At 42.3% G+C, this 12,635-nt stretch carries 9 protein-coding genes; 3 read left to right on the plus strand and 6 right to left on the minus strand.

Translation table 11 applies throughout. The annotated features are described in order from the left end of the window. Window positions 1-166: 166 nt before the first annotated feature. The gene (locus tag Q8W40_RS11950) at window positions 167-406 is read left to right on the plus strand and encodes a YdcH family protein (protein ID WP_305397342.1); all 240 of its coding nucleotides are present in this window, start codon (window positions 167-169) and stop codon (window positions 404-406) included. A 77-nt stretch (window positions 407-483) separates the two neighbouring features. Here the strand turns inward: Q8W40_RS11950 and glmS are convergent, their stop codons facing one another. Further along, window positions 484-2,319, minus strand: a complete 1,836-nt coding sequence (gene glmS / locus Q8W40_RS11955) for a glutamine--fructose-6-phosphate transaminase (isomerizing) (RefSeq protein ID WP_305397343.1) — start codon at window positions 2,317-2,319, stop codon at window positions 484-486. Between the two features lie 54 nt (window positions 2,320-2,373). Beyond that, window positions 2,374-3,138: a DeoR/GlpR family DNA-binding transcription regulator gene (locus Q8W40_RS11960; protein WP_305397344.1), complete on the minus strand. Its 765-nt coding sequence runs from the start codon at window positions 3,136-3,138 to the stop codon at window positions 2,374-2,376. Between the two features lie 437 nt (window positions 3,139-3,575). Here Q8W40_RS11960 and pykF point away from each other — a divergent pair, with 437 nt between their 5' ends. Continuing rightward, on the plus strand, window positions 3,576-4,988 hold the full coding sequence (gene pykF, locus Q8W40_RS11965; RefSeq protein ID WP_104399970.1) for a pyruvate kinase PykF: 1,413 nt from the start codon (window positions 3,576-3,578) through the stop codon (window positions 4,986-4,988). A 198-nt stretch (window positions 4,989-5,186) separates the two neighbouring features. Then, complete coding sequence (locus Q8W40_RS11970; RefSeq protein ID WP_305397345.1) at window positions 5,187-5,852, plus strand: GntR family transcriptional regulator; 666 nt, start codon at window positions 5,187-5,189, stop codon at window positions 5,850-5,852. Window positions 5,853-5,937: 85 nt separating this feature from the next. Here Q8W40_RS11970 and Q8W40_RS11975 read toward each other — a convergent pair whose 3' ends face one another. From Q8W40_RS11975 to Q8W40_RS11990, 4 genes are all read right to left on the minus strand, one after another. Then, entirely contained in the window at window positions 5,938-7,812 is a 1,875-nt protein-coding gene (locus Q8W40_RS11975) for a sensor domain-containing diguanylate cyclase (RefSeq protein WP_305397346.1), read from the minus strand. Window positions 7,813-8,025: 213 nt separating this feature from the next. After that, window positions 8,026-8,520 (minus strand): acetolactate synthase small subunit, encoded by a 495-nt coding sequence (gene ilvN / locus Q8W40_RS11980; protein ID WP_101113318.1) that lies wholly within the window; start codon window positions 8,518-8,520, stop codon window positions 8,026-8,028. Between the two features lies 1 nt (window position 8,521). Beyond that, the gene (locus tag Q8W40_RS11985; RefSeq protein ID WP_305397347.1) at window positions 8,522-10,243 is read right to left on the minus strand and encodes an acetolactate synthase 3 large subunit; all 1,722 of its coding nucleotides are present in this window, start codon (window positions 10,241-10,243) and stop codon (window positions 8,522-8,524) included. A gap of 413 nt (window positions 10,244-10,656) precedes the next feature. After that, on the minus strand, window positions 10,657-12,465 hold the full coding sequence (locus Q8W40_RS11990; RefSeq protein WP_305397348.1) for an AMP-dependent synthetase/ligase: 1,809 nt from the start codon (window positions 12,463-12,465) through the stop codon (window positions 10,657-10,659). Between the last annotated feature and the right edge of the window lie 170 nt (window positions 12,466-12,635).

The following is a 12,635-nucleotide window of genomic DNA, read 5'->3' on the forward strand; positions in this document are numbered from 1 at the left end:
GCCGCATTGACGGTTCTTTTTTTTGTTTAAAGCACGCTGAAAAACCGAGGCATCATTTTTTCCTTCATACTCAAAACAGAGATTCAGGTATGAGGTAATCTATCAATAGACACTCAAGTATGACCTTGAAAAGTATTGTGCAACCATAAATGACGAGGTGATAAATATGCTAGGAGAAGATCATAGTTTAATCGTCGATTTTCCTGAGTTGGAAACGACAATTGTGGAGCTCATGCAGTCCGATGATGAATTTGCGAAAGAGAACAAAAAGTATACCGCCCTAGATAAGGAGATTAGAACGTTAGAACTCAGAAATACTCCTATTGATGACGATGAAATGCATCGCATGAAAAGTGAACGTGCTTTTCTAAAAGACGCCTTATATAGAAAGATCACTAGCAGCTAATACTTATAGAGTCTGCGTTATACGAAAAGAGCCATCAGGTTAAAGATGGCTCTTTTGTTTTCTTAAAGCATAGCCCGTTATTCGACCGTCACCGATTTCGCTAGGTTACGAGGCTGATCGACATCTGTCCCTTTAATCAAGGCAACATGGTAAGACAATAGCTGCATTGGCACCGTGTAGAAAATGGGGGCAATCACCTCGTCGACATGCGGCATGGTCACGATTTTCAGTCCATCGCTTTCTTCAAAGCCCGCTTCCGCATCAGCAAAGACATAAAGCTGTCCACCACGCGCTCGCACCTCTTCGATGTTGGATTTAACTTTTTCCAGTAAATCATTACTTGGCGCAACAACAATAACTGGCATTTCAGCATCAATCAGAGCCAGGGGACCATGCTTCAGCTCCCCTGCGGCATAAGCTTCAGCGTGAATGTATGAAATCTCTTTAAGTTTTAGTGCCGCTTCAACAGCAATAGGGAAGAATTCCCCTCGACCTAAAAATAAAGAATGATGTTTATCTGCGAAATCTTCCGCCAGCGATTCAATAACTGCATTGCTTGTTAGTGCGTTTTCCAGCTGAACGGGTAATTCATTAAGAGATTTAATGATTTCCGCTTCTTTAGCGAGATCTATTGTCCCTTTTTGCTTACCCAGTGCGGTAACAAACATAAGTAATGATGCGAGCTGAGTGGTAAATGCCTTAGTTGAAGCGACCCCAACTTCTGCTCCTGCGCGCGTCATGAAAGCAAAATCAGATTCACGAACCAAAGAAGAACCCGGAACATTACAGATCGTCATTGCAGCCATGTAACCTTTTTCTTTTGCGAGGCGAAGAGCTGCCAATGTATCTGCGGTTTCACCTGATTGAGAGATGGTAATGAGAAGGCTGTTAGGTCGAGTGACAAATGGGCGGTATCGAAATTCAGAAGCAATCTCAATGTCACAACTTACTTTTGCCAATGACTCACACCAATATTTCGCCACCATGCCAGCATTAAATGACGTACCACAAGCGACAATCTGTACATGCTCAACTTGGTTAAACATGTCTGCGCTATTTGCGCCAAACGATTCTAAAAGAATAGAGTTACCAGTGACTCGCCCTTCGAGGGTGTCTTTAAGAACAACAGGTTGTTCATGTATCTCTTTTTGCATGTAGTGACGGTATTGACCTTTATCTGCCGCATCTTGCTCAACCGTAGACTCTTTCGCTTCTCTCTCGACCGATTCTCCGTTCACATCAAAAATATTTACATCACGACGGGTAATTTCAGCGACATCCCCCTCCTCAAGGAAGATAAAACGCCGTGTCACATTCAACAAAGCCAATTGATCGGAAGCCAAAAAGTTTTCTCCAACCCCTAGCCCAATGACCAGTGGGCTGCCTGAACGCGCAACGACTAGTCTTTCCGGTTGATCTCGATCAACAACAACCATTCCATAAGCGCCTTCCAGCTGCTTCACAGTAGATTGAACTGCTTCAACCAATGAACTGGCTTGCTTCAATTCAAGATCAACAAGATGAGCGATGACTTCGGTATCCGTTTGAGAATGGAATGGATAACCTTGTGCTTGTAGCTTCTCTCGCAATATTTGGTGGTTCTCAATAATACCGTTGTGCACAACTGCGATACGTTCGTTGGACATGTGTGGATGTGCATTGGCTTCAGAGGGTTCACCGTGAGTCGCCCAACGAGTATGAGCCAGCCCCGTGCCACCTGAAAACGCATTCAAGTCTATGCTATCTGCTAAGTTCTGAACTTTCCCAACCTTACGTAAACGCTGAATATTCGAATTGGCATCGATAACCGCAACACCAGCCGAATCATATCCTCGGTACTCTAGTCGTTGTAATCCTTGTAACAAAATTTCAGCAACATCGCGTTGCGCAACCGCGCCTACAATTCCACACATAGTAACTCCGATTTCTAATTGTATTTTTTTGGGTCTCTCGACCTAGCAAGCAAGTTAGCTAACTTGAATAACTTTAACGTTATGAGATTCAATGATCGCAACAGACTCTGCCTTAACCTGGTCGTCTGTTACAAGCACATCTATCTCTTTCCAAGGTAGCTCAAGATTTGGTATTTTTCGTCCAACCTTCTCAGATTCAATCATCACAATGACTTCACGAGACACATCCGCCATGACTTTACTCAACCCCAGCAATTCATTAAAACTGGTTGTCCCTCGCTCTAAATCAATACCATCAGCACCTATAAATAGCTGATCAAAGTCATATGCACGTAAAACAGATTCAGCGACCTGCCCCTGAAACGATTCAGAATGTGTATCCCAGGTCCCTCCAGTCATCAATAAAGTAGGTTCACTTTCCAGCTCATTAAGAGAATTCGCAACATTCAGCGAATTGGTCATGACAACCAGCCCTTTCTTTTCATTTAATTGCTGAATTAACGCCCCCGTCGTGCTCCCACTGTCGATAACAATTCGATTGTGGTCTCTTATCAACTTAGCGGCAGCTTGCGCCAATTTAACCTTACGAACTGAAACTTTACTTTGAAAGTCATCATGAACTGTTTCTTTTGGCAGCGCGATCGCACCACCATATCGACGAAGTAAAAGACCGCTCTGCTCTAATGTTGCTAGATCCTTTCTTATAGTGACTTCAGAGGTTTCAAATTGATGGGATAGCTCTTCAACACTCACCTCGCCACACTCTTCTACAAGCTTGGAAATTGCGTGTCTTCTTAGTTGTGTATTTCGCTTTGACATTTCGAACCGACAGTTAAGGTTTCACTTTGAAAGAAATATAGTCGATCTGAAACATAATTGTCTATTTTTTTTACAGCAAAAAATAAATAAATTTGCGTCAAAACCTTGTTCTAAGACAACCCAGACCCGTGATAATTACGAAATTCGGTGGTAGAATCCGCACCCTAAAAGAAAAAAAATTACAGAAATTCACGTTATTTTTTTGCAATCAATTTCAGTTAGGCTGATTTAAATAGGCAAGAATTTACTTACATCAATATCGTTTAGGCTGATACACACTAAACTTGTTGAAAGATTTTGCGATACCAGAGGGCGTTGACGTCTAAAGTAACCGAAAGTCACAACTTACGAAAATGTTGTCATTTTCTTTCTTATGAGCGTTTCCTTTGGTTCACCCAAATTAAAATTGCAACTATACGTACCGGAGAGTATTTTCCATGAAAAAGACCAAAATCGTTTGTACGATTGGCCCTAAAACTGAACCAGTAGAGAAGCTACGCGAGCTAGTTGATGCAGGCATGAATGTAATGCGCCTGAATTTCTCTCACGGTGACTTCGAAGAACACGGCAACCGCATTGCTAACTTCCGTCAAGTAATGAAAGACACTGGTAACCAGCTAGCGATTCTTCTCGATACTAAAGGTCCAGAAATTCGTACTATCAAACTAGAGAACGGCGACGACGTTGATCTAGTAGCTGGTCAAGAATTCACTTTCACTACAGACGCAACAGTTGTTGGCAACAAAGATAAAGTTGCAGTGACTTACGCAGGTTTCGCTAATGATCTGACAGCTGGTAACACTATTCTTGTAGACGATGGTCTAATCGAAATGGAAGTTATCGCAACTACAGAAACTGAAGTTAAGTGTAAAGTGCTTAACAACGGTGCACTAGGTGAAAACAAAGGTGTTAACCTTCCTGGCGTTTCTGTGAAACTTCCTGCGCTATCTGAAAAAGACAAAGCCGATCTTAAGTTTGGTTGTGAGCAAGGTGTCGATTTCGTTGCGGCTTCTTTTATTCGTAAAGCAGAAGACGTTCGTGAGATCCGTGAGCTTCTAAACGCAAACGGCGGCGAATACATCCACATCATCTCTAAGATCGAAAACCAAGAAGGTGTTGATAACTTCGATGAAATCCTTGAGCTTTCTGATGGCATCATGGTAGCTCGTGGCGATCTAGGTGTAGAAATTCCTGCAGAAGAAGTTATCTTCGCTCAGAAAATGATGATCGAGAAGTGTAACCGCGCTCGTAAGATGGTTATCACTGCCACTCAAATGCTTGATTCTATGATCAACAACCCACGTCCTACACGTGCGGAAGCGGGCGACGTTGCTAACGCAGTAATGGACGGTACCGATGCTGTAATGCTTTCTGGCGAAACTGCGAAAGGAAAATACCCTGTTGAAGCAGTAACGATCATGGCTCAAATCGCGAACCGTACAGATTCAGCGCTAGAAGCTGAGCTAGGTTCTCGCTTAGACAGCCCTCGTCTTCGTATCACTGAAGCAGTATGTAAAGGTGCAGTAGACACGGCTGAAAAACTAGCGGCACCACTAATTGTTGTTGCAACGCAAGGCGGTAAATCTGCTCGTTCAGTACGTAAGTACTTCCCTACGGCAAACATCCTTGCTCTAACAACGAATACTAAGACTGCTGCTCAGCTTGTTCTGACTAAAGGTGTTACACCAGTCGTTGTTGAAGAAATCAGCAACACCGATGCATTTTATGTGCGTGGTAAAGAGCTAGCGCTTGAATCTGGTCTTGGTAAAAAAGGTGACATCGTTGTTATGGTATCAGGTGCATTAGTTGCATCTGGTACAACAAACACAGCATCTGTACACGTTCTTTAAGATCAAACAGTTAACATCTGATAAAAAGAGGGCTTAAGCCCTCTTTTTTTATGAAACAAGCTTGCTCCAGTAATCCGCATGGCGTATTATTCAACATACTGAACTGTATGTGGTTAAAAGTGAGACACATTTTAATGTGAGCTCAGTGCGAAAAGCCTACTACAATAAATATGCAATTGAAGTACTAATGAGGATATCGTGTCTAGCCCCACTCTGACTGACAAAGTGTCAAAAATGATTCGCCAAGATATCTTAAATGGCGTTCTAATCCCTGGTCAAAAACTAGTTGTAGCAGAACTCAAGGACAAATATGCAGTAGGAGCTTCACCTATTCGTGAAGCATTAGTTCAGCTTTCTTGGAAGAAATATGTCCGACTTGAACCACAAAAAGGTTGCTGGGTCTCTTCAGTAACTAAAAGTGAACTGTCTGATTTATTTGAAAGTATGAAAATTGCGTCGGCTCATTTGCTTAAAAAGGCAATTCAGCAAGGTGACGAAAACTGGGAACTGGAAGTACTGTCTGCATTCCATAAGCTTTCCCGTATACAACACACGGAAAATGCATTCGATAATTCAGAATGGGAAGAGCGCCATCAACGCTTCCATACTGCATTATTAGAAGGCTCTGATGCCCATACCATGTATGGTTTTTTCCTTGAGCTCGATAATCAATTAAAACGTTACCGTTATGTTGCATTAAACTCAGATAAATTTGAGTCAAATACCTTCATTAACATTGACGAGCATGAAAGCTTAATGAAACTGGTTCTAGCCAAAAACGAAGCGCAAGCGCTTCAAGTTATGGACAAGCACTTGGACAATACTCAGCGCAAAATCGAATCCGTTTTGCCTGAAGAAGTATAAGCCCTCTTTTAGAAAAACGCTGAGCTGTGACTCAGCGTTTTTATTTGTTTCTCACTCAAAATACTTGTGCATCGATTTCGCTTTGTTAAGCGATTTCATCATCACTCAAACACACTGAAACCCTATTTCGCCCCTGAGTTTTTGATTCGTACAGTGCGATATCCGCGCATTTATAAGAACGTTTTGTATCGCTGCACACATCTGTTACACCTGCACTCACCGTTACTCGGTTAGATGGTTCTAGTTCTATAGAAACTCTAAGTCGGTTCATCAGCACTCCTGCTTGCTCAACCTGCGTATTCGGTAAAATAATGGCAAATTCTTCACCGCCAATTCGAGCTAAAAAGTCTGTTTCTCTTAGTTGTCCTTCCATAGAACTCGCAACACTTTGGATAACCCTATCACCCTCATCATGACCAAACTGATCGTTTACGCGTTTGAAATGATCGATATCCACTAATGCCAAACAAGATGGGGAAGAGTAACGCTCAACCAACCGAGTTTGTTTAAACAACTCTTGATCAAACTTCCTTCGATTCCAACATCCCGTTAGTGCATCTTTCTCACTCAGCTGGCGTAACTGCTCTTCAAGGTGTTTGCGCTCTGTAATATCAAACAACGAAAGAATGTAATATTTCGAACGAGCATTTTCAGAATCAATCGATTGAATTCGTGTCAGGCTAATAAAGCTATCACCGCAGGATTTGTTATTTTCTAATTCTCCCTCCCAAAACCCAAAGTCTTTCAGCCCTTCCGCTATTTCAATGATCTGATCATTGCTGTGTTTGCCACATAACAATTTTAGTGCGTTTCGCCCAACCAGATCATTATTTGTAAAGCCCGATAAATTCTCAAACTCTGTATTTACTTGAATAATACGATGACGTTTATCCGCAATGATTACCGCCGACATTCCATGCAGAGCTGCAATAGCTAACTTGCTTTCAAGGTTACGTTTCTTATAAAGGTAAATAAAATACGCCGTCGGAATGGCAAATAAGAAAATCCATACTAATACATAAGTAAACTGCTTCATCAAATTGGACGTTTGCAGCCTAATGCCTTCTTCAAGTTGCTCTTCTTTCACTTCTATAAGTAGCTTAACTTCGCCTTCTTTAAAGAATTCGACTTGGTGGAAGACCAATAGGTTGCCATCCTCAATGGCGTGACCATGTCTACTGTTCTTTATCTTCTGCCAAGTTTCTGGATGAGTCACCGAAAGATTGTATTTCTGCCTATCAGGTAATAGAAAACCAAAGAGTTTCTGACGATCTTTACTCACTAAATAGTCACCATCTTTGGTGACGACTTCTGGAATTAGCTGCGAGCTGGGTGAGTACTCAATCACTGACATCAAAAACCAAACATCCAAAACGAAAACAAGATAGCCTGCACGTTCTCCTAAAGAATAAATGGGGGTGACTATTTCAAGAATTGGACTGAAACTGGATTCTTCGACATGCTCCATGGCCCGGATCGTTAATCCATAGCTGGCAATATCGTTGGCGTTTAAAGACTCTGAGAATTGGAGGAGAGGGGTATTTTTGTGATTATCTAAATGATGTCGAGCTTGAGCGCTACTTGTTTGGAAAGAAAAATCAACGGCGATAGATTCCTTTCCTTTGTTATCCATATAATAGATGCTTTTAAACCATTGCTGGCTAGACGCTATCGACATCCATAGCTCTTCAACCAACACTCGTCGACTTTGAATGGGATATTCGACATAGTCGTATAAGAAACGATTACCCCGTAGAAGTTCCATCGTCGCACGCAGCTGAACCTCTATCTCGTTGAGTTCTCGCTCAGAAAAAGCCATTTGGTGCTGGGATTGGCTTATCAATTGATCGATATGTTGATCCACCAATTGATTGTATCGCTTGTGGTACATAAGCGCAGCACCAGAAGACAGAATGAGGCAAGTGAGAGCAATGTAAATAACAAGATTTTTTACTTTCACAGATGACCTCAAAAACCAATAACCGAATCATTACACGACGAAACGAAAAATACGCTGTCTGCAAGTATATAACCAAACTCTATAAACAGGTTAGATCCGCTTGATTTTTATACAAACAATAAAAAGTTATGAGATCAGACTACCTTTAGAAGGTGCAATATAACAAAAAAGCCACTTCTCTAAAGAAGTGGCTTGCCTCAAAGATACAAATGGTTACGCTTTCAGCGAATGCTTGCCTCGCGCAATTCCAACGACGCCGCTTCGAGCGACTTCAATAACTTCCGTTACTTCCGTCAACGCGTTGATAAATGCGTCTAATTTTTCACTTGTTCCTGCCATCTGAACCGTGTACTGAGAGGCCGTGACATCGACGATTTGACCCCGGAAGATATCCGCAGTCCGTTTAACTTCTGCACGTGCAAAGCCGTCGGCTTTCACCTTAATTAACATGAGCTCTCTTTCTACGTGTTCAAGATCAGTAACTTCTTGAACCTTCAGAACATCGATCAATTTGTGCAATTGCTTTTGAATTTGTTCCAATTGCATTTCACTTGAAGTGGTTGTGATGTTCAAACGAGATAACGTCTCATCATCTGTAGGTGAAACCGTCAGCGATTCAATGTTGTACCCGCGCTGAGAAAACAATCCCACAACTCGAGACAAAGCACCCGGCTGGTTTTCCAGTAATAGTGAAAGTATATGTCTCATATTAAGTTCTCTCTGTCTTGCTTAGCCACATCTTATCCATACCCTCGCCTTTTATTTGCATTGGGTATACATGTTCGGTCTCATCGACGCTGATATCGACAAATACCAATCGGTCTTTCATATCCAGTGCTTTTTGCAAGCCTGACTCCAGTTCGTCTGGAGAAGAGATACGAATACCAACGTGACCATAAGCTTCTGCGATTGCAGCAAAGTCGGGAACAGAACTCATGTAGGAGTTAGAATGACGCCCTTGATAAATGATGTCTTGCCACTGCTTAACCATGCCAAGGAATCGATTATTTAGGTTGATAATTTTGACTGGAATATCATATTGAAGCGCTGTAGAAAGCTCTTGAATATTCATCTGGATACTACCATCACCCGTCACCACAACGACTTCTTCGTCTGGATTGGCGAATTTCACCCCCATTCCAGCAGGCAAGCCGAAGCCCATCGTGCCCAAACCGCCTGAATTGATCCAGCGACGTGGCTTATTAAACGGATAGTAGAGCGCAGCAAACATCTGATGCTGACCAACGTCCGATGCTACATAGGCATCACCATTTGTCAGCTTGTGTAGAGTTTCAATGACCTGTTGAGGCTTGATGCATTCTGGTGACTTTTCATACGCGAGGCAGTTTCTGTCTTGCCATACTTTAATCTCACTCCACCATTGCTCTAAAGCAGCTTCATCATTGGACTTATCTTGTTCAACAAGCAATTTAACCATGGTTTCCAGCACTTTCTCTGCTGAGCCTACAATGGGTAAATCCACTTTCACATTTTTAGAGATAGACGATGGATCAATATCAATGTGCATTATTTTGGCGTCGGGACAATATTTCTCAAGGTTGTTGGTCGTACGATCATCAAAACGTACGCCCACACCAAAAATTAAGTCAGCATTGTGCATCGCCATATTGGCTTCATAATGCCCGTGCATTCCTAACATACCGAGTGCATTCTTGTGTGTACCCGGAAACGCGCCCAGCCCCATTAGCGTACTGACAACGGGTAAATTCAATGCCTCAGTCAGCTTAAATATATGCTCATGCGCTTCAGAAATAACCGCACCACCACCAATGTAGAGGACTGGTTTCTCAGCCTCTAATAGTGCTTTAAGAGCTTTCTTGATTTGCCCTTTATGACCAGAAGTGGTTGGTTTGTAGGAACGCATTCCTATTGTTTTTGGGTAGCTATACGGAAGCTTGATTTGAGGATTCAGAACATCTTTCGGCAGGTCAATAACCACTGGACCAGGTCGCCCAGTCGTCGCAATATAAAACGCCTTTTTGATGGTTTCTGGGATATCTTCCGCTTTCTTCACTAGAAAGCTGTGTTTTACGATAGGGCGAGAAACACCAACAATGTCACACTCCTGAAAGGCATCATTTCCTATCAGGTTGTTTGGTACATTACCTGAGATAACGATCATTGGGATAGAGTCCATATATGCCGTCGCAATACCCGTTACGGTATTGGTAGCACCAGGACCAGAACATACCAGTACCACACCGGGTTTACCAGTGGAGCGAGTATAACCATCAGCCATATGCGTTGCGGCTTGCTCATGTCGTACTAATACGTGTTTGATTTGTTCAGTTTTTGCATGCAGAGCATCGTAAATATCAAGTACGGAACCCCCTGGGTAGCCGAAGATTTGATCAACTTGCTCTTCAATTAGAGATTGCACAACCATCTCTGCGCCGGACAACATTGCCATATTTTCTCCTTATCAAACACCTTGCAGTAAGGTCAACTGCTGAGTTTGATGTCACATAGTCTAGGGCTTATTCGTAGCCTATTCGAAATACTTCCAATTTTTCATCTATGTACTCTTTATCAGTCATAACCAACAAAAAGATCACATTTGAACTTTACATCCAAATGAATCTGGCTGTCTAATCGTGTATTTAGCCCTTTTTTGTCAATATGTCGCGTAATACCCAAACACCAGTCTATTGAGTCATGAAATAAAATTAAGACAAAATATAAAACCATTGATGATAAAAATTTAAATCAAAAATTTTTTACACATGTAACAAATCGTATTTCTCAGCTGTGAGATACAAACTTTATGGCATCAAAAAAGCCTGCAAAACTGCAGGCTATTTTTGAAAGAAAAGTAACGCATAATTACTTTTTATTCGGAAAGTCCGTATACATTTCTTCTATTTCGCTTTGATATCGATCGTTTATCACTTTTCGGCGAAGTTTCTGTGTTGGGGTTAGCTCACCAGAATCCATAGAAAACGCTTTTGGCAGCAATGTGAATTTTTTCACTTGCTCAAACTTCGCCAATTCATTTTGAAGTTCGGCAAGGCGGCTTTCGAACATTTCAACGACTTGAGAATGCTTGATAAGCTCCATTCTATCTTGGTATTTGATATTCAGTTCTTTAGCGTATTCTTCTAAGGAATCAAAACAAGGTACGATCAGAGCGGAAACAAATTTTCGCGTATCCGCTATTACGGCAATCTGTTCAATAAAGTGATCTTTTCCTATCGCACCTTCGATCATTTGAGGCGCTATGTATTTGCCTCCAGACGTTTTCATTAACTCTTTAATTCTATCGGTAATGAATAAATTGCCTTTATCATCAAAAGTTCCCGCATCACCCGTTTTTAGAAAACCGTGTTCATCAAACGTTTTCGCCGTTTCTTCTGGTAACTTGTAATACCCTTTCATAACCATAGGTCCGCGAACCAATATTTCGTTGTTCTCGCCTATTTTCACTTGAGCGCCTGGCATGGAAGTTCCAATGGAATCAGGATCAAACGTACCATCTGCCCAGCAAGAAACCGTTGCTGTTGTTTCCGTCATGCCATAACCGAGCTTCACGTTAATACCAATAGCATGGAAAAAGCGACCTATGGTTTCATCTAACTTGGCACCACCACACGGCATAAAATTGATGTTTCCACCAAGCAATGCACGGAGTTTACTTAAAACCAATTTATCAGCCAGTTTGTGGCTACGTTTTAACATGAACGAAGGCTGGGTATTGGTGCGCTTGCACTCTGCCATTTTTGCGCCCATGTTGACAGCCCAAGTAAAGAGCACCTTTCGGATGACAGGCGCCTTGGATACTTTTTCGTGAATGGCAGAGAATATTTTCTCGTAAAACCTAGGGACAGCGCACATTACCGTTGGGCGAATGTCTCCAAGTGCTTCTCGCACTTGCATGGTGTCTTTTAGGTAGCAGTTCACCGCCCCCTTATAAAGCACATAAAATGTCCAAGCTCGCTCAAATACGTGCGACAAAGGAAGAAAACAGAGTGATACATCGTTTGGCGTCAAGCCTAATCGACGGTCATGCCCTTCAAGTTGCGCTGCTATATTTGAATAGGTCAGCATCACGCCTTTTGGCTGACCAGTTGTACCAGAAGTGTAGATAAGGGTTGTTAGGTCATCGAGATCGATATCGTCGAGTCGCTGACCAAGTTCATCACTCGGATGCTCTTGCCCCTGCGACATAAATGCATCCCAACTCAGGCTGTTGGAGCCTTCGACGATCTCAATGTCATTCGACATGGCAACAATGAGCTCAAGCTGTGCGCACTGCTCAAATATGGAGAGAGCGGCGTCGTATTGTTCTTGTTCACCAACAAACAGAACCTTTACATCGGCATTGTCTAGGATATACGCAGCTTGAGCGGCGGTATTTGTTGGATAAATAGGAACGGTAACGCAGCGGAGTTGTAGTGTGCCTATATCGGCAATTGTCCACTCAGGCATATTGTTGGAGTAGATGCCCACTTTGTCTTGAACATCGATACCCTGCGACAATAATGCAAGAGAAAGCGAATCTACTTGCTCGCCAAATGATTTCCAACTGATGCTTTCCCATTTGTCCGAGACTTTGTGTTTGAGCGCTGTTTTGGCTCCGCCTTGTACAATTCGTTCTCGAATGCACTTTACGATGTGAAAGTCTTTATTCAACATGTCTTTATTTACCTCTAACAGCGCCTCTGTTTCCTAACTTAGGCTCGGATGAATGGCATCTCCTTTTGCCATTTCGCCAGCTACATTTTTTGCAGCTTAGCTGAATCATGTGTTATCTCGTTGACGCATGGTGTTTTGAGTAAACACATGTAAGCTGAATAAGCCGCCCA

The sequence above is a fragment of the Vibrio penaeicida genome (genome assembly GCF_030689305.1).
In the GTDB taxonomy this organism is placed as follows: Bacteria; Pseudomonadota; Gammaproteobacteria; order Enterobacterales; family Vibrionaceae; genus Vibrio; species Vibrio penaeicida_B.

Bases quoted from the DNA above. Each gene is read 5' to 3' on its own strand.
- Q8W40_RS11960 (WP_305397344.1), bottom strand. From the start codon at position 3,138: ATGTCAAAGCGAAATACACAACTAAGAAGACACGCAATTTCCAAGCTT.
- ilvN (WP_101113318.1), bottom strand. From the start codon at position 8,520: ATGAGACATATACTTTCACTATTACTGGAAAACCAGCCGGGTGCTTTG.
- Q8W40_RS11990 (WP_305397348.1), bottom strand. From the start codon at position 12,465: ATGTTGAATAAAGACTTTCACATCGTAAAGTGCATTCGAGAACGAATT.
- glmS (WP_305397343.1), bottom strand. From the start codon at position 2,319: ATGTGTGGAATTGTAGGCGCGGTTGCGCAACGCGATGTTGCTGAAATT.
- Q8W40_RS11950 (WP_305397342.1), top strand. From the start codon at position 167: ATGCTAGGAGAAGATCATAGTTTAATCGTCGATTTTCCTGAGTTGGAA.
- Q8W40_RS11985 (WP_305397347.1), bottom strand. From the start codon at position 10,243: ATGGCAATGTTGTCCGGCGCAGAGATGGTTGTGCAATCTCTAATTGAA.
- pykF (WP_104399970.1), top strand. From the start codon at position 3,576: ATGAAAAAGACCAAAATCGTTTGTACGATTGGCCCTAAAACTGAACCA.